Source organism: Nonomuraea sp. PA05 (assembly GCF_008086045.1).
In the GTDB taxonomy this organism is placed as follows: Bacteria; Actinomycetota; Actinomycetes; order Streptosporangiales; family Streptosporangiaceae; genus Nonomuraea; species Nonomuraea monospora.
Genome location: NZ_VSEY01000011.1, coordinates 144,188 through 165,502, shown reverse-complemented (window position 1 = coordinate 165,502; position 21,315 = coordinate 144,188). Strand labels below are relative to the sequence as shown.

At 73.6% G+C, this 21,315-nt stretch carries 20 protein-coding genes; 14 read left to right on the top strand and 6 right to left on the bottom strand.

Annotated features, from left to right (window positions below; translation table 11 throughout):
• The first annotated feature begins 65 nt into the window (after positions 1-65).
• From FXF51_RS19290 to FXF51_RS19255, 8 genes are read left to right on the top strand one after another with little or no spacing between them, the layout of a single operon-like run.
• Positions 66-1,571: an ABC transporter substrate-binding protein gene (locus FXF51_RS19290; RefSeq protein ID WP_148435880.1), complete on the top strand. Its 1,506-nt coding sequence runs from the start codon at positions 66-68 to the stop codon at positions 1,569-1,571.
• On the top strand, positions 1,568-2,506 hold the full coding sequence (locus FXF51_RS19285) for an ABC transporter permease (protein ID WP_148435879.1): 939 nt from the start codon (positions 1,568-1,570) through the stop codon (positions 2,504-2,506). Before FXF51_RS19290 ends, FXF51_RS19285 begins: the two co-directional genes overlap by 4 nt.
• The gene (locus FXF51_RS19280) at positions 2,503-3,336 is read left to right on the top strand and encodes an ABC transporter permease (RefSeq protein WP_148435878.1); all 834 of its coding nucleotides are present in this window, start codon (positions 2,503-2,505) and stop codon (positions 3,334-3,336) included. Before FXF51_RS19285 ends, FXF51_RS19280 begins: the two co-directional genes overlap by 4 nt.
• The gene (locus FXF51_RS19275) at positions 3,323-4,237 is read left to right on the top strand and encodes an ABC transporter ATP-binding protein (RefSeq protein ID WP_148435877.1); all 915 of its coding nucleotides are present in this window, start codon (positions 3,323-3,325) and stop codon (positions 4,235-4,237) included. The genes FXF51_RS19280 and FXF51_RS19275 overlap by 14 nt, the downstream gene beginning before the upstream one ends.
• On the top strand, positions 4,206-5,006 hold the full coding sequence (locus FXF51_RS19270; RefSeq protein WP_148435876.1) for an ATP-binding cassette domain-containing protein: 801 nt from the start codon (positions 4,206-4,208) through the stop codon (positions 5,004-5,006). Before FXF51_RS19275 ends, FXF51_RS19270 begins: the two co-directional genes overlap by 32 nt.
• A complete protein-coding gene (locus FXF51_RS19265) occupies positions 5,003-6,181 on the top strand; it encodes a M20 family metallopeptidase (protein WP_148435875.1) in 1,179 nt (392 codons plus the stop codon). Before FXF51_RS19270 ends, FXF51_RS19265 begins: the two co-directional genes overlap by 4 nt.
• Entirely contained in the window at positions 6,181-7,347 is a 1,167-nt protein-coding gene (locus FXF51_RS19260; RefSeq protein ID WP_148435874.1) for a P1 family peptidase, read from the top strand. Before FXF51_RS19265 ends, FXF51_RS19260 begins: the two co-directional genes overlap by 1 nt.
• Positions 7,344-8,765, top strand: a complete 1,422-nt coding sequence (locus FXF51_RS19255; RefSeq protein ID WP_148435873.1) for an aldehyde dehydrogenase family protein — start codon at positions 7,344-7,346, stop codon at positions 8,763-8,765. The genes FXF51_RS19260 and FXF51_RS19255 overlap by 4 nt, the downstream gene beginning before the upstream one ends.
• A 156-nt stretch (positions 8,766-8,921) precedes the next feature.
• Here FXF51_RS19255 and FXF51_RS19250 read toward each other — a convergent pair whose 3' ends face one another.
• From FXF51_RS19250 to FXF51_RS19240, 3 genes are read right to left on the bottom strand one after another with little or no spacing between them, the layout of a single operon-like run.
• Positions 8,922-9,662, bottom strand: a complete 741-nt coding sequence (locus FXF51_RS19250; RefSeq protein WP_148435872.1) for a DUF4142 domain-containing protein — start codon at positions 9,660-9,662, stop codon at positions 8,922-8,924.
• A 58-nt stretch (positions 9,663-9,720) separates the two neighbouring features.
• On the bottom strand, positions 9,721-10,482 hold the full coding sequence (locus FXF51_RS19245) for an SDR family NAD(P)-dependent oxidoreductase (RefSeq protein ID WP_148435871.1): 762 nt from the start codon (positions 10,480-10,482) through the stop codon (positions 9,721-9,723).
• A gap of 59 nt (positions 10,483-10,541) precedes the next feature.
• Positions 10,542-11,087, bottom strand: coding sequence for a GNAT family N-acetyltransferase (locus tag FXF51_RS19240; protein WP_148435870.1), 546 nt, complete (start codon positions 11,085-11,087; stop codon positions 10,542-10,544).
• 112 nt (positions 11,088-11,199) lie between these two features.
• On the opposite strand from FXF51_RS19240, the gene FXF51_RS19235 reads away from it, so the two are divergent.
• On the top strand, positions 11,200-11,724 hold the full coding sequence (locus FXF51_RS19235; protein WP_148435869.1) for a type II toxin-antitoxin system prevent-host-death family antitoxin: 525 nt from the start codon (positions 11,200-11,202) through the stop codon (positions 11,722-11,724).
• A 3-nt stretch (positions 11,725-11,727) separates the two neighbouring features.
• Here the strand turns inward: FXF51_RS19235 and FXF51_RS19230 are convergent, their stop codons facing one another.
• Entirely contained in the window at positions 11,728-11,919 is a 192-nt protein-coding gene (locus FXF51_RS19230) for a DUF1918 domain-containing protein (protein WP_148435868.1), read from the bottom strand.
• A 110-nt stretch (positions 11,920-12,029) separates the two neighbouring features.
• Between FXF51_RS19230 and FXF51_RS19225 the strand changes: the two genes are divergently transcribed.
• Positions 12,030-13,043 carry a zinc-dependent alcohol dehydrogenase gene (locus FXF51_RS19225; protein WP_148435867.1) on the top strand — a complete coding sequence of 338 codons (1,014 nt, stop codon included), beginning with the start codon at positions 12,030-12,032 and terminating at the stop codon, positions 13,041-13,043.
• Positions 13,044-13,068: 25 nt separating this feature from the next.
• Here FXF51_RS19225 and FXF51_RS19220 read toward each other — a convergent pair whose 3' ends face one another.
• The gene (locus tag FXF51_RS19220) at positions 13,069-13,725 is read right to left on the bottom strand and encodes a TetR/AcrR family transcriptional regulator (protein WP_148435866.1); all 657 of its coding nucleotides are present in this window, start codon (positions 13,723-13,725) and stop codon (positions 13,069-13,071) included.
• 59 nt (positions 13,726-13,784) lie between these two features.
• Between FXF51_RS19220 and FXF51_RS19215 the strand changes: the two genes are divergently transcribed.
• From FXF51_RS19215 to FXF51_RS19200, 4 genes are all read left to right on the top strand, one after another.
• Positions 13,785-14,813 carry an NAD(P)-dependent alcohol dehydrogenase gene (locus FXF51_RS19215; protein ID WP_411268366.1) on the top strand — a complete coding sequence of 343 codons (1,029 nt, stop codon included), beginning with the start codon at positions 13,785-13,787 and terminating at the stop codon, positions 14,811-14,813.
• Between the two features lie 95 nt (positions 14,814-14,908).
• On the top strand, positions 14,909-15,415 hold the full coding sequence (locus FXF51_RS19210; protein ID WP_148435865.1) for a methyltransferase family protein: 507 nt from the start codon (positions 14,909-14,911) through the stop codon (positions 15,413-15,415).
• 115 nt (positions 15,416-15,530) lie between these two features.
• On the top strand, positions 15,531-19,508 hold the full coding sequence (locus FXF51_RS19205; RefSeq protein WP_148435864.1) for a hypothetical protein: 3,978 nt from the start codon (positions 15,531-15,533) through the stop codon (positions 19,506-19,508).
• An 81-nt stretch (positions 19,509-19,589) separates the two neighbouring features.
• Positions 19,590-20,045 carry a pyridoxamine 5'-phosphate oxidase family protein gene (locus FXF51_RS19200; protein WP_148435863.1) on the top strand — a complete coding sequence of 152 codons (456 nt, stop codon included), beginning with the start codon at positions 19,590-19,592 and terminating at the stop codon, positions 20,043-20,045.
• On the opposite strand, the gene FXF51_RS19195 is transcribed toward FXF51_RS19200, so the two are convergent.
• The gene (locus tag FXF51_RS19195) at positions 20,042-21,217 is read right to left on the bottom strand and encodes a methyltransferase domain-containing protein (RefSeq protein ID WP_187414449.1); all 1,176 of its coding nucleotides are present in this window, start codon (positions 21,215-21,217) and stop codon (positions 20,042-20,044) included. The genes FXF51_RS19200 and FXF51_RS19195 overlap by 4 nt on opposite strands.
• Positions 21,218-21,315: the final 98 nt, after the last annotated feature.

Here is a 21,315-nt window from a genome sequence, read left to right as displayed (position 1 = left end):
TCACCGGCTGGCAATGTGCGTAGCCTACTGGTCAGACCAGTGCACTAGCCAGGAGGCTGTAGGACATGAGGCGAATCGGGATCTGGATCGCCGCGGGCGGTCTCCTGCTGGTCACGGCGGCCTGCGGAGGCGGTTCAGGCGGCGATGGCGGCGATGGCGGGGGCGGCGGGACGCCGAAGAGCCAGACGCTGTCGGTCGGCGCGGTGGCCGAGCCCGCCAACCTCGACTTCACCTCCACCGAGGGCGCCGCCATCCCGCAGGCGCTGCTGGTCAACGTCTACGAGGGCCTGGTCAAGCTCGACCAGGAAGGCGAGATCGTGCCGCTGCTCGCCGAGAAGTGGGACGTGTCAGGCGACAGGAAGACCTACACCTTCACCCTGCGCAAGAACGTGAAGTTCAGCAGCGGCGCGCCGTTCACCGCCGACGACGTCGTCTTCTCGCTCGGCCGGGTCGCCTCCGACTGGAAGCTCAAGATCAAGACGCAGCTCGACGTCATCGACAAGGTCGAGAAGAAGGACGACTCGACCGCCGTCGTCACGCTCAAGCAGCCCAGCAACGGCTTCCTGTACTCGATGACCAGCAGGCTCGGCGCCATGTTCAGCCGCACCGGCGTCGCCGACCTGGCCAGCAAGCCCGTCGGCACCGGCCCGTACGTGCTGGGCTCCTGGCGGCGCGGCGACTCACTCAAGCTCGACGCCAACCCCTCCTACTGGGGCGCCAAGCCGGCGCTGTCGTCGGTCACGCTGAAGTACTTCAAGGACGCCACGGCGATGAACAACGCGCTGCTGACCGGCGGCATCGACGTCATCTCCAGCGTGCAGGCGCCCGAGTCGCTGCAGCAGTTCGCCGACCCCAACCGGTTCGAGACCATCGAGGGCACCACCAACGGCGAGGTCGTGCTGTCGATGAACAACGGCCGCCCGCCGTTCGACGACAAGCAGGTCAGGCAGGCCGTGCGGCACGCCATCGACCACAAGGCGCTGCTCGACACCGCCTGGGCCGGGCGCGGGCAGCTCATCGGCTCGATGGTGCCGCCCACCGACCCCTGGTACGAGGACCGCACCGGCGACTACCCGTACGACCCGGCCAAGGCCAAGGAACTGCTCGGCGGCAAGACGTTCAACGTCAAGATGCGCATCCCCAACCTGCCGTACGCGGTCAACAGCGCGCAGGTCGTCAAGTCGCAGCTCGCCCAGGTGGGGATCACGGCCGAGATCGAGCCGCTGGAGTTCCCGGCGCGCTGGCTGGACCAGGTGTTCACCAAGGGCGACTACGACCTGTCGATCATCAACCACGTCGAACCCCGCGACATGGGCATATTCGCCGACAAGTCGTACTACTTCCGCTACGACAACCCCGAGTTCGGCAAGCTGCTCGCCTCCGCCGACGCCGGCACCGAGCAGGAGCAGACCGACGACCTCAAGCAGGCCGCCGAACTGCTGTCCGACGACGCCGCAGCCGACTGGCTGTTCCTGTTCCCCAACCTGATCGTGGCGAAGAAGGGCGTCACCGGGCTGCCGAAGAACGCCATCTCGGAGTCCTTCGACTTCACCGCGCTCGCCAAGCAGTGACCCTGTACCTCGTCAAGCGGCTGACGGTGCTGCTCGCGAGCACCGTCGTGGCCGCCGTGGCGGTGTTCGCGTTCATGGCGCTGCTGCCCGGCGACCCGGCCGAGATCGCGCTCGGCGTCAACGCCACCCCCGAGGCGGTCGCCGAGCTGCGCCGCCAGTTCGGCACCGACCGGCCGCCCGTCGTGCAGTTCCTCGACTGGTTCGGCGGGCTGGCCCAGGGCGACTTCGGCACCTCGTACGTGACCAGCGCCCCCATCGGCCCGCAGATCTCCGACCGGCTCGGCGTCACGCTCGTGCTCGTGCTCGGCGGCATGGCCGTGGCCCTGGTGCTGGCCGTGCCGCTGGGCACGTTCGCCGCCGTCCACCACAGGAACCCGATCGGCGCGGCCATCAGCGCCGCCAGCCAGCTCGGCATCGCCATCCCCGCGTTCCTGGCCGGGATCCTGCTCGTGTTCGTCTTCGCGGTGCAGGCCCAGGCGCTGCCGTCCGGCGGCTACGTGCCCATCGCCGACGACCCGGGGGAGTGGCTGCGGAGTCTGCTGCTGCCGTGGCTGTCGCTCGGCCTCGTCCAGGGCGCCGTGCTGACCCGCTACGTGCGCAGCGCCGTGCTCGACGTCATGCGCGAGGACTACCTGCGCACCGCCCGCGCCAAGGGCCGCGGCAGCACCGGCGCGCTGTGGCGGCACGGGCTGCGCAACGCCGCCGTCCCCGTCGTCACCGTGCTCGGCCTGCAACTGGCCACGCTGCTGATCGGCGCGGTCGTGGTCGAGCGGGTCTTCGTCATCCCCGGACTCGGCGACCTGCTGCTCAACGGCGTCGCCGGGCGCGACCTGCTGCTCGTCCAAGGCGTGGTGATGGTGCTGGTGGCCGCCGTCCTGCTGATCAACTTCGTGGTGGACGTGACCTACCACCTGCTCGACCCGAGGCTGCGATGAGAGCCAGGACGAACGTCGCGCTGCTGGTGGGCGGCACGCTGGTCGGGCTCGTCGTGCTCGCCGCCGTCGTCTCCTTCTTCTGGACGCCGCACGACCCCACGCTCGTGGACGCCGCGGGCAAGTTGCGCGAGCCAGGCGACGGCTACCTGCTCGGCGCCGACAAGTTCGGCCGCGACACCTTCAGCCAGCTCATGGTCGGCGCCCGCACCACCCTCTACGTCGGCATCGTCGCCGTCGGCATCGCCGCGCTCATCGGCACCCCGCTCGGCGTGATCGCCGGGATGACGCCGCGCGGCGGGCTGTCCGAGCTGATCATGCGGGCCAACGACCTCGTCTTCGCCTTCCCCGCGCTGCTGCTCGCCGTCATGCTCGGCGCCGTGTACGGGCCGGGCACGCTCACCGCGATGATCGCGATCGGCGTGGCCACCGTGCCCGCGTTCGCCCGCGTGGCCCGCGCCGCCACTCTCCAGGTCATGGTGACCGACTACGTCCTGGCCGCCAGGGCTGCCGGGCGGCGCCGCCCCGCCATCGCCGTGCGGCACGTGCTGCCCAACATCAGCTCCGTGCTCATCGTGCAGGCGTCGGTGTCGTTCGCGATCGCCATCCTGGCCGAGGCGGCGCTGTCGTTCCTCGGCTTCGGCACCCGCCCGCCGATCCCGTCGTGGGGGCGCATGCTGCAGGAGTCGCAGGAACTGCTCTTCTCCACGCCCCGCCTGGCGCTGTGGCCGGGGATCGCGATCGCCGTGGCCGTGCTCGGCTTCAACCTCCTCGGCGACGGCCTGCGCGACCACCTCGACCCCAAGCTCAGGAGGATCCGTGCTGAAGGTTGACGGCCTGACCGTCCGCGCGGGCACCGTCGAGCTGGTCCGCGACGTGTCGTTCGGCATCGCGCCGGGCGAGCGGGTCGGGCTGATCGGCGAGTCCGGCTCCGGCAAGTCGCTGACCGCGCTGTCGCTCATGGGCCTGCTCCCCGAAGGCGTCACCGCCTCCGGGGCCGCCAGGCTCGGCGACCGCGACCTCGTCGGCGTGCCCGAGAGCCGCATGAAGGGCCTGCGCGGGCGGGCGCTGTCCATGGTCTTCCAGGAGCCGATGACCGCGCTCAACCCGCTCATGCGGATCGGCGCCCAGGTCGCCGAGGTCATGACCCTGCACGGCCGCCCCCGCCAGGAGGCCCGGGAACGCTCCGTCGAGCTGCTGGAACGCGTACGGCTGCCCGACCCCGGGCAGATCGCCCGCGCGTACCCGCACCAGCTCTCCGGCGGCCAGCGCCAGCGCGTCATGCTCGCCATCGCCCTGGCCAACGGCCCCGAGCTGCTCATCTGCGACGAGCCCACCACCGCGCTCGACGTCACCGTACAGAAACAGATGCTCGACCTGATCGGCGAGGTCGCGCCCGCGCTGCTGTTCATCACCCACGACCTGGCCGTCGTCGCCGCCATGTGCGAGCGGGTCCTGGTCATGTACGGCGGCCGCGTCGTCGAGTCGGGCCCGCTGCGCGAGGTCTTCACCCGGCCCCGCCACCGCTACACGCAGGGCCTGCTCGCCGCCTCCCGCCTCACCCCGCGCGGCACCCGCCTGCCCACCATCGCCGGCAGCGTGCCACCGGCCGGCCGCTTCCCCGGCGGCTGCGTCTTCCGCAACCGCTGCCCGCACGCCACCCCCACCTGCGAGACGACTCCGGCGCTGACAGGAGACGGCCATGCCCACGCATGCTGGCACCCCGCTGATTGAGGCGCAGGGACTCAACCGGATCTACCGCCGCCCCCGCACCTCGCTCACCGGGCAGGGCGCCGCCGTGCACGCGCTGCGCGACGTCTCCCTCACCGTGCACCAGGGCGAACGCTACGGCATCGTCGGCGAGTCAGGCTCCGGCAAGTCCACGCTGCTGCGCCTGCTCTGCGCCCTCGACCAGCCCACCAGCGGCACCATCCGCTTCGACGGCCAGGAGATCACCGGCAGGCCGGAGCGCAGGCTGCGCTTCCTGCGCGAGAACCTCCAGATCGTCTTCCAGGACCCGATGAGCTCACTCGACCCGCGCATGCGCGTCCGCGACCTCGTCGCCGAACCGCTGGCCGCCCTCGGCCTGCCCGCCGGTGACCGGGTGACGGAGCTGCTCGACGCCGTCGGGCTGTCCCCCGCGTTCGCCGACAGGTACCCGCACCAGTTCTCCGGTGGGCAGCGGCAGCGCATCGCCATCGCCCGCGCGCTCGCCCCCCGCCCCAAGGTGCTGGTCGCCGACGAGCCCGTCAGCGCCCTGGACGTCTCCGTCCGAGGGCAGATACTCAACCTGCTGGCCGACCTCGTGGACGAGCTGGGGCTCACGCTCGTGTTCGTCTCGCACGACCTGTCCGTGGTGCGGCACGTGTGCGAGACGGTCGCGGTCATGAGCAAGGGCGAGATCGTGGAGACCGGGCCCGTGGACGACGTCTGGGCCGCGCCCGCCCACCCGTACACGCAGGAGCTGCTTGCGGCCGTACCGACTCTGGAGGGACTGCTGTGATCGAAGTCGACGCCGATGGAGTGGTGGAGTTCACGCAGGCGCTGGTCCGCGTCCCCAGCACCAACGACCCGGCGCGCGGGCGCTGCGAGCAGCCCGCCGCCGACCTCGTCGAGGCGCGGATGCGGGACTGGGGCTGGAACCCGGTCGTGTACGAGGCCGCGCCCGGCCGGCCGAACGTCGTCGCCGTCGTCGAAGGCGGCGGCGGCCCGGGCCCCACTCTCATGTTCGAGGGGCACACGGACGTCGTCACCGAGGGCGACCTGTCCACCTGGACCGTGGACCCGTTCGGCGGCGAGATCCGCGACGGCAAGCTGTGGGGGCGGGGCAGCGCCGACATGAAGTCCGGCCTGGCCGCCACCCTGTACGCCACCCGGGCCCTGCAACTCGCGGGAACGTTCCCCGGCCGGATCAAGGTGTGCGCGCTGGCCGACGAGGAAGGCCTCATGCTCGGCGCTCACCACTTCGTCTCCTCCGGCCTGGCCGCCGACGTGGACGGCGCGATCGTCGCCGAGCCAGAGGCGGGCGAGATCTGCGCCGTCGCCAAGGGCGCCCTGCGGCTGCGCGTGGACCTGCACGGCCGGATGGCCCACGGCGCCATGCCCCAGCACGGCCGCAACCCCATCGCCGCCGCCGGCGCCCTGCTCGTCGGGCTGCGGTCGCTGCAGGAGGACCTGCAGCGGAGCCACCCCGCCCACGAGCACCTCGGCGAGGTGTACGTGACGCCCACCGTCCTGCGGGCCGGGTCCGAGGAGCAGGTCAACGTCATCCCGGCCGTCGCCTCGGTCTTCGTGGACGTCCGCACCGTGCCCGGCGCCGACCACAAGGAGATCGCCGACCGGGTGGCCGCCCTCGCCTCCGGCGACGGGATCTCCGCGGAGGTGTCCGTCCTGGTTGACCGGCCGCCCGTGGACGTGCCGCGCACCGACCCGGTGGTCGCCGCCCTCGCCGCCGCCCACCGGGCCGTCACGGGCCAGGAGCCGGTGTACGGCGGGGTGCCGGGGACCACCGACGGGACCGTCCTGACGCACTGGGGCGGGGTGCCGTCCGTGGTGTACGGGCCCGGCGGCAAGTGGATCGCGCACCAGGCGGACGAGTTCGTCGAGGTCGCCGAGATCGTCCAGTGCACGCGGGTGTTCGCCGAGGCCGCCAGACGTTTCCTGAACGGGGACCACTGATGCGGGCCGGGGAGACGAACTCGCTGGTGGACGTGGCGGGGCTGCGGGTCGGGCACGCCCGGCGCGTCGGCGGCGGCTTCCGCACCGGGACCACCGTCGTCCTCGCGCCCGCCGGGGGCGTCGTGGCGGGGGTGGACGTGCGAGGGGCCGCGCCCGGGACCCGGGAGACGGAGCTGCTGGATCCGCGGAACCTGGTGGAGCGGGTGCACGCGGTGGTGCTGTCGGGAGGCAGTGCCTTCGGGCTGAGCGCGGCTTGCGGGGTGGTGGCGCGGCTGGCGGACGCGGGGGTGGGGTTTCCGGTCGTGGGCGGGGTGGTGCCGATCGTGCCCGCGGCGGTGATCTTCGATCTGGGGCGGGGCGGTGCCTTCCGGGCGGTTCCGGACGACGCCCTGGGGGCCGCCGCCTACGACGCCGCCGCCGTACCCCCTGAAAGGACCCCAGCCCCGGACGGCGCTGCCCCCGTACCCCCTGAAGGGACCCCAGCCCCGGACGGCGCTGCCCCCGTACCCTCTGAAAGGACCCTGGCCCCGGACGGCGAGGCAGCCGCGGCAGGCGGGAAGCAGGACGGCGCCGTCACCTGCCACCACGGCCCGGCCAGAGGCTCGATCGGCGCCGGGACCGGAGCCATGGCGGGCGGCCTGGCCGGAGGGGTGGGCACCGCCAGCGCCATCCTCCCCGACGGCACCACCGTGGCCGCCTTGGCCGTCGTGAACGCCGTGGGCTCCGTCCTCGACCCCCACGACGCCACCCTCGCCGGCGCCCGATACGGCCTCCCGGGCGAGTTCGGCCACCTCAGCCCTCCGGCCCCGGACGAGGCCCAGGCCTGGAGCCCCGCGCACGCCCCGGCCTTCAACACCACGATCGGCATCGTGGCCACCGACCGCACTCTCACCAAGGCCCAATGCGGCAAGCTGGCCGCCGTCGCCCACGACGGCCTGGCCAGGGCCATCCGGCCGGCGCACACCATGACCGACGGCGACACCATCTTCGGCCTGGCCACCTGCGCCCGCCCGGCCCCGGGCCAGGACACGTTACAGGACGTCCTCGCCGCCGCGGCCGACGTGTTCAGCCGCGCGGTGGCCGACGCCGTCCTGACCGCCACCGGACGCGCGGACGCGCCTGCCTACCTCGACGTCTTCCCGAGCGCACTGCGGAGCCGACCATGATCTTCGAGCAGAGCTGGCCCGCGGGCCTGCCCATCGGCGCCGGCTGGGTGGACACCGGCGCCACCACCGACGTGATCTTCCCCTTCGACGGCTCCACGGTGGCCGCCGCCCCGCTCGGCACGGCCGCGCACGCCGCCACGGCCGTGGAAGAGGCGCTCGCCGCAGCGCCCGCGATGGCCGCGCTGCCGTCGCACGCCCGCCGCGCCGCCCTCATGGGCGCCCATGACGCGCTGCGGGACAATCGGGCGGAGTTCGAGCGGCTGCTCGTGCTGGAGACCGGCAAGCCGCTGGTGGACTGCCGGGTCGAGGTGGCCAGGACGCTCCTCACGCTGGCCACCGCCGCCGAGGAGGTCGCCAGGCTGCACGGGGAGACCGTCCCGCTCGACCTGCTGCCGTCCGGCGAGGGCCTGATCGGGTTCTGGACGCGGCGGCCCATCGGCGTCGTCGCCGGCATCACCGGCTTCAACTATCCCCTCCTCCTCGCCGCCCACAAGATCGCCCCGGCGGTGGCGGCGGGCTGCCCGGTGATCGTCAAGCCCGCGCCTGCGACCCCGCTGGCCACCCTCTGGCTCGCGCACCTGCTCAGGGACGCCCTGCCGCCCGCCGCCGTCCAGGTCGTCACGGGCGGAGTGGAGGTCGGCCGGACCCTCGTGGAGGACCGGCGGATCGGCGCGGTGTCGTTCACCGGCTCCGCCGCCGCGGGCCACGCCATCGCGCGCGCCGCCGCCCCGGTCAAGGTGCTGCTGGAACTCGGCTCGAACGCGGCCTTGGTGGTCGCCGCCGACGCCGACCTCGAGGCCGCCGCCGACGCGGTCGTGCGGGGCGGCTACTACGCCTCCGGCCAGGCGTGCATCTCCGTGCAGCGGGTGCTCGTCGAGGAGGTCGTGGCGGCGGAGTTCCTGCCGCTGCTGGCCGGCCGGGTCAAGGAGGTCACCGTCGGCGACCCCCGGCTGCCGGAGACGCGCGTCGCCCCGCTGATCGACCAGGCCGCCGCGGAACGCGTCCTGGAGTGGGTCGCCGCCTCCGGCGCGGACGTCGTCACGGGCGGCCACCGCGACGGGCGCGCCATCGCGCCCACGGTGCTGGCCGGCGTGCCCGACGGGGCCGCCGCCTGGGACGAGGAGATCTTCGGGCCGGTCGTGTGCGTCCGCCAGGTGCCCGACCTCGACGCCGCCTTCGCCGCTGTCAACCGGTCCAGGTACGGGCTGCACGCGGCGGTGTTCACGCGGTCGCTGGCCACTGCCTTCGCGGCCATCGACCGGATCGAGGCGGGCGGGGTGGTGGTCAACGACGTGCCGGGGTTCCGGGCGGACAACATGCCGTATGGCGGGGTCAAGGACTCGGGGGCGGGGCGTGAAGGGCCGCGGTTCGCGATCGAGGAGCTGACCGTGACCAGGATGGCGATCATCCGCCCGTGACTACTTCGCCCGTAACCGCTCCGCCTGTAACTGCTGCGGTCGCCATGCCCGGAGCCCGGGCCGCCCGCGGTCAAGGAGTCTGAGACCTCCGACGGGCGGCGCCGGGCCCGGGCGCGGCTGCTGACCGGCCGTGCCGGTCAGGTCATGCGACGCGCGCTACAACGCGGCGCGAACCGCGCGGAGATGGTGCCGGATCACCGGGGCGCTGTCGCGCGCCAGGTCCTTCACCCACTTGGAGTGCCCGCGGCGCAGCTCCCGCTGCCCCAGCCAGAGCGCGTGCTCGTGCGTGTCCACCTGGAGCCGCAACCAGGCGCGGTCGAAGCGGTGACCGGACCTGGACAGCACCGCTCTGAGATCGCGGCGCTGCTCGGCGCTGGGGGAGCCGGGGATGCGGACGTCGAGCCGGTCGGCGACCCCGCGCAGCCGGGCGTCCAGCTTGCGGTGGTCGCGGATCAGCCGCCAGGCGAGACCGCGGACGTCGCGGTCACGGGACTTGCGCAACGCCGCCTTGCCCGCCGCGATCTCGGCGAGGTGGCCGCGGTGCGCCGCCCTCAGATAGGCGACGTCCTGGGGCGCGGCGTGCACCGCCGCGGACGCGCCGGCGGCGGCATCGGTACGCCAGGCCGCCTGAGAGACGCTCTGCGCCTGGGAGGAATACTGCGCCTGCGAGACGCCCTGCGCCTGCGAGACGCCCTGCGCCTGCGAGACGCCCTGCGCCTGCGAGACGCCCTGGGTCTGCGAGACGGCTTGCGCATGGGTGATGGCCTGTGTCTGTGCGACGCCCTGCGCCAGGGTCGGGGCGGTCGCCTGCGTCTGAGCCTGGGCGGCCGCCGGGGTCATGGTCAGTGCCAGCACGGCCGCGAGGCCCGCGGGTGCTAAGTTCCGTGCTGTTCTCATGAGTCCCTCCTTTCCTGGGACCCGTGCCCGCTGCCCTATTCGGTCGGAAGTATTCGGCTCAATTCGGCGGATCGAAACGGCCGTCCACGGCGGTCCAGCCGCCGTCCACGTAGAGCACGGAGCCGGTCACGAAGCTCGCCGCGTCGCCGGCCAGGTAGACCACCGCTCCGGCCAGCTCGCCGGCCGTCGCCCATCGACCGAGGGCGCTCTTGGCGGCGTAGGCGGCGTACCAGCCGGGATCGTCCTTGATCTGCCTGGTCAGCGGCGTCTCCACGACGCCGGGCGCGATGGCGTTCACCCGCACCCCGTGCGGCCCGAACTCGGCGGCGGCCGTGCGCAGCAACTGCACCAGCCCCGCCTTGGTGGCCGAGTACACGCTCTGCCCCGGCTCGGTGACCGACGCCCTGATGGAGGCGAACCCGATGATCGAGCCGCGGCCCCGCTCGACCATGCCCGCGCCGAACGCCCGCACCACCTCGAAGGAGGCCCGCAGGTTCAGCCCCACCACCCGGTCGAACTCCTCGCCCGAGTAGTCGAGCAGCCGCTTGCGGACGTTCGTGGCCGCGGTGAACACCAGCACGTCGGCCGGCTCGTCCGCGGCCAGCGCGCGCACCGCCTCGGTGTCCAGCACGTCCACCAGGCGGGCATCGCCGCCACAGCCCTCGGCGGTCTCGCTCGCGGCGGGCAGGTCGCGGTCGGCGCACACCACCGAGGCGCCGTGCGCGGCCAGCGCCAGCGCGGCCTCCCTGCCGATGCCGCTTCCCGCGCCGATCACCACGGCCCGCCGCCCGTCCAGGCGGAACAGCGCGTCATATCCCATACGACGCACCCTAACCACTGGTCCGACCAGTGCACCAGGCTGAGCCCGATCAGGACCGCTCAGCGTCGGCGGGCGGCCTCCCAGTCGGCGCGCAGCAGCTCGTACTCGACCTCGCCGTGCTCGCTCCCGTCGATGGGCTCAGGCCAGTCCATCCGGAACGTGCGCGCGAACCGGAGCCCGGCCTTCTCCATCACCCGCCGCGAGCCGACGTTCACCGCCATCGTCTGCGCGAACACCCGCCGCGCCCCCAGCTCGACGAACGCCTTGTCGATCAGGCCCAGCGACCCCTCGGTCGCGAACCCCCGCCCCCAGGCCGCCTTGTGCAGCCGGTAACCCAGCTCGAGCTCCTCCTCCGGGCCGCCCTCCGCCGGGCGCAGGTGGAACCAGCCGAGGAACTCGCCCGACTGCCGCTCCACGGCCGCGAAGAAGCCACCGCTGACGAACCTCGGCACGGTCCTGTCGAGGATCACCTGCCGGGGCGTGGGCTTGCCGCCGTTGAGGTAGCGCATCACCTCGGGGTCGTTGTGCAGGTGGTACAGGTCGTCCGCGTCGGACTCGGTGAAGCGGCGCAGCGTCAGCCGCTCGGTCTCCAGGTAGATGTGCACCGGGGCACCTTAGTCGCCGGTGCGGGCACTTACGACCGGTTTTCGCCCGTGCGGGGCCGCCACGCCACCAGGAGACTTGCGGCGAATTTGTAAGGCGGCTTACGATTCTGGCATGATCAACACAAATCCGGCCGCCTACGAAGCGCTGCGGGATCGCTTCGGCGCCCCCGTCGGCGTGGAGGAGGCGCGTGCCCAGTGGGGCTCGCTCGTACGCGCCGCCAGGAGCGGCACCACCACGCTGATCACCCGTGAGCGCTACGAGTGGGCCGCGCTGATCCCGCTGTCGGAGGTGTACGGGGTGCTCAGCGGCCTGCCGGTCGTCTCGCTCTCGACGGCCCGCGCACGACTCGGCGACCTGGTACGCCAGACCGCCGGCCCGTACGACGAGGGACCCGTGCTGCTGACCCGCCACCGCACCCCGGTCGCCGCCCTCATCGCGGCACCGCGCCTGCTCGCCCCGCCGCCCGCCCCGCGCGGTCCGGACGCGGACGAGCTGCTCGCGCGCGGCCACACGATCACGCTGGCCCGGGGCCCGGTGGACGGGACCATCGCCATCGCCCGCGACGGGGACGGCAACGAGATCGCCGCCGGCTCCGGCCGTGACGCGGCAGCGGCCCTGCGGTCGCTGGCCAGGTGACGGTTACTCCGGCGTGGCCGGTTCGACGACCGAGTCCGGCCCCGGGTACATGAGCTGCTCGTGACCATCGCCGAACCGCACCAGGTACGGCGGCGCGCCGCCCGCCCCCCGGACCTCGACGATCTCACCCTTCCTGTCCCCATGGCCGACCACACGACCATGAATGATCAGGAAGTCACCGACGTTCGCCTGCATGGTGGTTCCTCTCGGCTGAGCTCCGGCAACTCTGAGGTTCACCTCCACCTTGCAACAGACGGGTCTTCCCGTGAAGCGCGCGCCCGCGCACGGGGGTAACGTCTGCGATCATGCGAGCCTTCGTCATCACGGGTCCTGGACGTGCGGAGGTCCAGGACGTCGAGCCGCCCGTGCCCGGCCCGGGCGAGGTGGTGGTCGAGGTCGAGCGGGCCGGCGTGTGCGGGACGGACATGGAGTTCTACTCCGGCGCGATGGCGTACCTGCGCACCGGCGAGGCCCGCTACCCCGTGCGCATCGGCCACGAGTGGTGCGGGGTCGTGCGTGAGGCGGGCGACGGCGTGGACCCCGCCTGGCTCGGCCGCCGCGTCACCGGCGACACCATGCTCGGCTGCGGGCGGTGCGCGCGCTGCCTGGGCGGCAGGCAGCATCTGTGCGCCGGCCGGTACGAGATCGGCGTCCGCAACGGCTGGCCCGGCGCGCTCGCCGAACGACTCCCCGTCCCCGTCCGCGCCCTGCAGCCCCTTCCCGCCACCGTGGATCCCGCGCTGGGCGCCCTGGTGGAGCCCGGCGGGAACGCGCTCAGGGCCGTCGACGCCGCCGCGCTCGACCAGGGAGAGCGGCTGCTGATCATCGGCCCGGGCACGATCGGCCTGCTGGCGGCCATGACGGCGGCGGCGCGCGGGGTGGAGGTGCACCTGCTGGGGCTCGCCGGTCCCGCGCTGGAGTTCGCCCGTTCACTCGGTTTCACCCGCACCTGGACGAGCCGTCCCGAGCGGGCCTTCGACGCGGTCATCGACGCCTCGAACGGCAGCGGCTCGCCCGCGCTGGCCGTGCAGGCCGTCGAGCCGGGGCGCCGCGTGGTCCTCATCGGCCTGTCCGCCGGGCCCAGCCGCATCGACACGCGCGATCTCGTGCTCCGGGACGTGACCGCCACCGGCATTCTCAGCGCCTCCGGTGGTCTGGCCGGGGCCACCGGGCTGTACGCCTCGGGTCTGGTCGATCCGCGGCCTCTCGTCGCGGCGACGGTCCCGCTGGAGGAGGCGGGGCTGGTGCTGGCGGGGCGGCGGCGCCCGGAGTGGGGGAGCGCCCCGAAGATCCACGTCGATCCGCGCCTGCCGGGCTGACGCGCCCGACGTGCCGCCGGGAACGTCAGCGTGCCGCCGGGGCGGCGTGCATGTGGCTGAGGGTGAGCGGCGGCGCGGGCGGCAGGGGTGCGGCGTGCTCGGCCTGGAAGGACTGCAGCAGGTACGCCACCAGCCGCCGCGAGCTCGCAGCCGCGGCCTCGCCCGTACCGGTGGCCACCCCGCAGTTGGCCTTGAGCAGCAGCGTCAGGTCGGCGAGGTCGAAGTCGGGCCGCAACCGCCCGGCAGCCTTGGCCCGCCGCACCACCTCGGCGAAGCCCTGCTCGGCCCGCGCCCGCGTCCGCTCGTAGTCGATCGCGGCGGGGAAGGCCGTCAGGAACGCGTCGGTGAACCCGCGGTCGGCGACCTGCATCGCGCACACCTTCTCGATCGCCGTGCGGAACCCCCGCCACGGGTCCGGGTCGGCCAGCGCCTCGTCCACCAGCGACGCGCACGCCGCCAGCTCGTCCCCGAAGACCTCGGTGATCAGTGACTCCCGTGACGGGAACCGCCGGTAGAGCGTGGCCACGCCCACCCCGGCCCGCCGGGCGATGGCGGCCATGGGCACGTCAAGCCCGCGGGTGGCGAACGCCTCGCGGGCGGCTTCGAGGATGCGCTCGCGGTTGTGCCTGGCGTCGGCCCGCAGCGGCTCGGCGGGCTCCAGGTGAGAGGGTCGAGCAGGCATGTCTCTCACATTAGCGTAAGTGGATGGCCCCATCCGTTTAGCCGGTTAGCGTCGTCCGCATGAAGCAGAACGAGATGCGCGCGGCCCTGTTCGACCGGTACGGGCCGCCGGAGGTCCTGTACGTGGGCACGGTGCCCAGGCCAGTCCCGGCCCCCGGCGAGGTGCTCGTCCGCGTGCACGCCGCCAGCGTCAACGGCGGTGAGTTGCACGGCAGGGCGGGCAGGGTGCGGCTGGTGACGGGGCTGGCCCAGCGCGGCTGGCCCAAGCGGATCGGCCTCGACTTCACCGGCGAGGTCGTCGCCCTCGGCCCCGGCGCGGCGAGCCCCGAGGAGGCCGGTGCGGGGGGTCGCGAGGACGTGGTCCGGGGCGTCGGTGTGGCGGGACCTCAGGTGGGCGACCGGGTGTGGGGTGTGCTGGGGCGCACGTTCGGCAGCCTCGCCGAGTACATCGCCGTCCGCCCCCGCCACCTCTCCCTGGCGCCGAAGGGCCTCGACCTGATGGAGGCCGCCGCGTTGCCCGTCGGCACGACGGCGATCACGGCCCTGCGCGACAAGGCGGCGTTGCGGCCCGGCGAGCGGCTGCTCGTGCGCGGTGGCAGCGGCGGCGTGGGTGTGGTGGCGGTGCAGCTCGGCAGGGCGCTCGGCGCCCAGGTCACGGCGCTCGCCGGGGCGCGCAACCTCGACCTCGTACGCGACCTCGGCGCCCACGAGGCCCATGACTACGCCACCACCACCCCGGCCGATCTGGGCAGGTTCGACGTGGTGATGGACACGGTCGGCACCGAGCACCGCGCCTACCGCCGCCTCCTGACGCCGTCCGGCCGCATGGTGGCGATCGCCTTCGACCTCACGAGGGCCGCCGCGTCCCTGGGGTACATCGCCGCCTCCACGGTGCACGGCCGCCGCCGCGTGCGCGCCTTCAGCGGCAACCCGTCCCACCGGCTCTTCGCCGATCTGACCCGGTACGTGGACAGCGGCGAGCTCCGCCCGGTCGTGGACAGGGTGTTCCCCCTGGAGGGCATCGCAGAGGCGCACCGGGCGCTGGAGGCGGGCGGCGTGCGGGGGAAGGTCGTGGTCCGGCTCGCCTGAGACGCCGAAGCCCGGGCGCGCGAGGTGCCAACAAGCGTTGACGTGGCTGCGGGCGGCGGCCTAAACTCATCGCAGGATGAATTAGGAGCGATGCCATGCGCACCACGCCCGCAGCCGCCATCACCGCCACCTTCTTCGCCGCCGGACCAGGAGTGGTCGCCGTCCTCGTCCCGTACTGGATCGGCGGCTGGCGGTTCCACAGCCCCTTCCCGGACCCGGTCATGATCCCGCTCAGGGCGCTCGGCGCGCTCCTGGTGCTGGCGGGACTGGCCGTGATCGTGAGCGCGTTCGTCAGGTTCGTGGTGGAGGGGCTCGGGACGCCCGTCCCCGTCGCGCCGCCCGACCGGCTCGTGGTCGGCGGTTTCTACCGGTACGTCCGCAACCCCATGTACGTGGCGATCTTCGCCGCCGTCATCGGCCAGGCGATGCTGTTCGGCGACCCCTGGCTGCTGCTCTACGCCGCCCTCCTGGCGATCCCCGTCTACTCCTTCGTCCACTGGTACGAGGAGCCGCACCTGACCCGGAAGTTCGGCGCCGAATACGCCGCTTACCGGTCGCACGTCCCCGGGTGGTGGCCACGGCTGCGCCCATATCGGTCCTGACAGAAAATTGGGGTCCCATGTCGGATCCTGTTTGACTCCCCGTGAGGAAATATGGTCGTCTCGTGACCTATGTTTCTGATGGGATGAAATAGACGGGTCCGGGGGAGAACGTTTCATGCCGCACGCCCTCATGCGCGTGCTCACTTCGACGGCCATCGCCGGCACGGTCCTCGTCGGCGCACCGCCCGCGGCCCAGGCCCGGCAGCCACTGGCCGAGGTGCCCGCCGTGCAGGAGCCGCCGGCCGCCACCGTGACCCTGCCGCAGCGCGCCTCGCTGGCACTCCAGCCCGCGGGGAACGAGCGGGTCGGGCCGGACGCGCCAGAGGTGACCACACCCGCGGGTCCTGAGCTGATCAACGAGATCAGCCAGGCCGCCACCGCCGTCCAGGAGGCGCAGGGCTTCGGCAGGCAGGCGCCCGACGTCCGGGACGTCCTGCCGGACACCACGCGGGCCGAGCCGCTCAACCTGAGCAAGCCGCTCGCCGCGATCGCCAGGACGTTCGAAGGGCTGGGCAAGGCGGTGCCGGGCCTGACGTACCGGCTCTGCGTGGAGAGCGCCGCCGTGCCGGTCTCCTGCTCGATCAGGCAGCCGGTCGGCGTGCCGGTGGCCGCCGACGTGACCGGCGACTCCAGGCCCGACCTGGCCGCCGACCTGGTGCCCACCGCCGACCCTGGCGAGGGGGCGGCGGGGATCTCGTTCGCCGTCAGGCGGCTGTCCCGCGAGAGCGTCAAGGCGCAGGTCTGGGCCGAGTACGACGACAAGGTGTCGGTCGGCTTCGACGGCCTGCGCCGCGGCTCGTCGCTGTCGGCCGCCGACCGCGGCACGTTCACCGTGGACCTGGCGGGCAAGCGGGTCAAGGCGGTCGTCGACCGCGACGAGCCAGGGCGGAGCGCCGCCGTCGTGGCCGGGCTGACCGGGCGCGGCGCCGTGAGCCTGCGTCAGACCCCGGCCACCGCCGAGCTGACCGTCGACGCCACGCTCGACACCCCCACCCTGAACGTCACCGCCTCCGCCCCCGCCAGGACCGAGGCCGTGGCCGTCACCAGCCGCCGGTTCACCCGGGCCGTGCTCGACCGCATGCCCGCCAGCGCCGAGGTGCGGCTGTCGGGCGGCGAGGTGCGCTTCTCCGCGCCGTCCTCGGCCGCCCGCGCCCACGTGCACGACCTGTCCTACCGCGACGGCCGCCTGACCAGGGTGACCGAGGTCGAGCTGCGGCGCGTGCCGCCGTCCTTCACCGCCAGGTACGGCACCGCGGACGGCAAGCAGACGCTCTCCGTCGCCACCCGCTCGGGCCGTGCGGGCGCGGCGAGCCTGCGCTACCTCGACCTGGCGGCGGCCAAGACCGTGCTGAAGGCCGAGCTCAGCGCGCTGCCCGCCAAGGTGCGCCTGGTCAACGACCTGCGGGCGCACCGCGTCACGCACACGGCCAGCTCGCCCATCGGCAGGTTCGCCGTCGTGCTGCAACGCGGCGAGGGCGCCGTCTCCACCCCGCGCGGCGGCCACGTCACCATGATCAAGGACGGTGCCGCGCTGGGGGTGTCCGGGCTGCTGTCGGGGCTGTCCGGGTTCGACGCCACGTACGGGGCCGCGCCGCACGTGCACCTGGCCGTGGACGCCAGTGGCCGCTCGTTCGTGGGCGCGGCCAGCATCGACCGCACCCACGTGGCCCGCCTGGAGATCTCCAACACGCCCGCCACCGTGGACGTCACGCTCGACCCCGCCGCCAGGAAGGCCGCCTACCAGGCCAGCGGCGTGATCGACACGCTGCGCGCCGCCTACACGAACCTGAGGGCAGGCCCCACCGTGGACGGCACCGTGCGCGGCGTGCACGACGACGTGCGGGCGTCGTGGGAGCTGGGCGAGCGCTCGACCGTCAAGGTCGCCACCTCCTCCACGCTCAAGGCGGTGCGGATCTATGCCAATGAAGCGCACGTCACCCAGGCGACCGGCGAGGACCTGCGCGCCACCGTCGAAGGCGTGCGCAAGCGGGCAGAGCTCGTCGCCGACACCGCGGCCAGGACCCTGAGCTGGGTCTCCGACGGCCCCGTCGAACGCGTGTCCGCGCTGGCCAGGGCCAAGCTCGGCGACCGCTACGCCAGGGCCGCCGCCGAGGTCACCGGCGTGCCCGCCAAGTTCGACGCCTCGTGGAACGCGGCCTCGTACCGCTTCCGCGGCCTGTCGGGCCCCGTCCGTACGGCGGCGCTGGCCTTCACCAACCACGACGGCGCCAAGGCGCCCACGGGCCCGCACCTGGCGGCCCACTACGACCAGGCCAGCGGCGACCTGGACGCGAGCGTGCTGGTCAACAGGCTCTCGCACGTCGAGTTCACCCCGGCCGCGCGGGGCTTCACCGCCGACTTCCGCTCGGCCACCCAGACCCTCGCCGTGGACGCCGACGTCCGGCAGGGCGACACGCGCTTCGGGATCACCGGCACGGTCGGGCCCGTGCCCGGCAAGCTCGCCGTCACCTCGGACGGCGGCCGGCTCACCTACTCCGGCTCGCGCCTGGACGTGCGCGCCCGCGCCTGGCTCGGCACGGCCGCCGCCCTGGACGGCATGCGCGCCGCCCCCGCGATCCCCGGCGGCGTGTCCCTGGTGGACGGCGGCTGCGCGGCCGGATCGCCCGGCTGCGCGCCCGGCCCCTTCTGCGTGCCGCAGCGCGGCTGCTTCGGGCTGCAGGGGTACCTGGACGTGACGGGCCTGCCCGGCCAGGTGACGGTGGACCTGGCCGGCAAGACGTTCGCGTTCTCCGGGTTCCGGCCGAAGCGCCGCGACCTCGGCGTGTACCTGTCGAGCAGCGTGCTGTCGCCCGTGCCGATCAAGGCCAGGGCCACCCTGACCGGGCTGCCGTCCAGGATCACCAGCATGTCGGTGGGACCGTTCGGCGTAGGGGAGGGGAACACGGTGCAGGCCTCGTACCGGATCGAGCCGGCCGCCACGCTGGGCGCGCTCGACGTGCGGGCCGAGGCGGGCGGGCTGCGCGGGCACGTCGCGATCGACCCGGTGCCCGCCGCGGTGACCGTCCAGGGCACGTACGGAGCCAGGACCCGCATCCGCGTCAGCAACTCCGCGGCCGTCAAGCACCTGACCGCCAAGCTCACGCTGCCCGGCAGGGGCACCGGCGAGCTGCGCTTCTCCGACGTGCCCGCCGTCTTCGGCGTGGACGCCGACGCCTCCGCCGCCGGGCTGAGCGTGCCGGCCGTCACCTACAAGGCGGTCGGCGGCGTCAGCACGCTCGACGGCCGTCTCGGCGTGGACGGCGGCCTGGTGGACCCGTCCGGGCGGCTCGGGGACGTGTCGCTCGCGGTCAGGGACCTGGCGGCCGACACCACCATCAGGCTCAACCCCGACCAGTCGCTCGACCTGGTCTCGCGGCCGGTCCCCACCGGCCGTGTCACCCTGCGCGCCGGGCTCAGGGTGGACGGCGTGGCCCCGCAGAGGCTGGCGGTGAGCAAGGAGGTCCCGTACACCAACGGCTTCCTCACCTACCACGTCGGCGGTCAGTTCGGGCTGGGGAAGAGCTCCATCGAGAGCCTGTCCCTGTCCATCGCCCGCGTGTCGTGGCTGCGGATCCGGCCGGGCAAGGTGCCGTTCGGCATGAAGGCGCCGCCCGCGCTCGGCTACGTCACGCCCGGTTTCGAGGGGGACTACGGCACGGTGAAGCTCGCCGCCAAGGGCGTCGACCTGCGGCCCGACGTCAAGCTGGACGTCCGGCTGAGCAGGGAGATCGGCGAGGACGTCTTCCGCGAGTCGGTCAGGCTCGGCCCCACCACCTCGCTCGCCCCGCGCCGCTACGACCAGCGGATGCGGCGCATCGGCGCCAAGCAGGAGATCGAGGCCGCCGGGATCAGCCTGGCCTGCGTGACGGTGGACGCCAAGCCCGGCTTCGCCGCCGGGGCGGAACGCGGCGCGATCACGCTGCGCGGCGCCGACGGGCCGCAGATGGTGTCGCTGCTCGACCCGGGCGGTCAGGCGCCGGACTACGCCGTGGACCTGCTGACGCACTTCATGAGCCCGTTCCCGGGCGCGGACTGGAAGGTGGCGGGGGCCGAGGCGGGCTCCTGCGGCGCCGCGCGCCCCGACGACCGGTGACATCGGGACATCCGTATTCTGATCATCCTCAATAATGACGAGGGCGATCAGAGCCCCTGTGACCGACGAGAGCGAGGCCCGATGTCCCAGCCCACCCCGCGTACCGCAGAGCAGCGCAAGCGGGACACCCTGCACCGCCTGGAGCACGACGTGGACGCCTGGGTGGCCACCGCGGGCGCGGACGGGACGCCGTACATGGTGCCGCTGTCGTTCCTGTGGGACGGCGACGCGCTGGTCATCTCCACAGCCAGCGCCAGCCCCACCGCCCGCAACCTGCTGGCCGGCGGGCGGACGCGGGTGGCGATCGGGCTGGTGCGCGACGTGGTGCTCATCGAGGGCACCGCGCGGGCCACGCCCGCGAGCGAGGTCCAGGACGAGCTGGGCGACGCGTTCGCCGCCAAGGCGGGCTTCGACCCGCGCGAGGAGGCCGGCCGGTACCACTACTTCCACGTCGCGCCGGTGCGGCTGCAGGCCTGGCGGGAGGCGAACGAGCTGGCGGGGCGCGACCTCATCCGTGACGGGGCCTGGGTCGTCTAGCCGAAGCCCAGCACCAGGGTGGTGTGCCGCTTCTCGATGACCACCGTCCGGCCGGACCAGGCGCCGCTCTCGTGGACGGCGGGCTCGCCCAGGCCCGGAGCGTGCGGGTAGGCCGCGATGTGCAGGGCGCTCGCCTCGGGGCGCCCGGCCTCGTCCCAGGCCTTGACGTGCGCGGCCAGCTCCGCCGCCAGCCGCGCCCTGCCCGCCCCGTGCCCGCGCGCCACCAGCGACCCGTCCACGGAGAGCACCGCGATGCCGTCGGGCTGCACGATGCCCGCCGTGAAGCCGGGCCCGCCGCCGAGGTCGCCGCTCACGGCGCACCAGCGCGGCTCGTGCAGCGCCAGCCACAGCGCCATCCCCATGGCGACGGTCAACGACGCCGCCTTCTCCGCACGCCGTACCGTGATCTCGGTGGGCGGCGCGTTCAGCGCCGCGAGCACGTCGCCGACCTCGCGCTGCTCCGGCAGCACCAGCGCCAGGAACGGATCCTGCCGCACCACCGCGACCGCCTCCGTCCCGGTGAACGAGCCGCGCATCCGCATGAACCCGCACGGCGCCACCGACCGGCTCACCCACCGCCCGCCGTCGCGCTCCATGGCCGCCGACACCTGCACGCCCCGCAGGTCGAGCGGCACCACGAGCCGCCCGTCAGGGCCGAGCTGCGCCAGCCAGGCGGGCGCGAGGTCCCACACGCCGACCGTGGCGATCAGCCGGTCGTACGGCGCCAGCCCCGGATGGCCGCCCGCGCCGTCGCGGCACACCACCTCGACCCCGGACACCCCGGCCGCCGCCAGATGCTGCCTGGCCTGCTCCACGGTGTCCTCGTCGAGGTCCAGTGCGACCACCCGCCCGCCGGGGCCCACCAGGCGGGACAGCAGCGCCGCGTTGTAGCCGGTGCCCGCGCCGATCTCCAGCACGCGGTGCCCGGGCGCCACGCGGAGCTGGTCGAGCATGGTCGCCATGATGGCCGGCTGCGAGGACGAGCTGATCGGCCGGCCGTCGTCGTCGAGCTTGGTCACGATGGGCTCGTCGCGGTAGGCCGCCTCCGGCTCGACGCCGGGCACGAACAGGTGGCGCGGCACCGCCAGCATGGCCTCGGCCACGGGTTCGCTGACGTCCTGGGACGTCCTGAGCTGCGCCACCAGGGCGTGCCGCTGCGCCGCGAAGTCCATGGGCCCCATTGTCCCCGCGTGCGCACGCCACACGGGCCGCACCGGAATTCTGGGTAAAGAAACTGCCAGGAAGGGTTGAGGCCGAAAGCAGGGGGAAG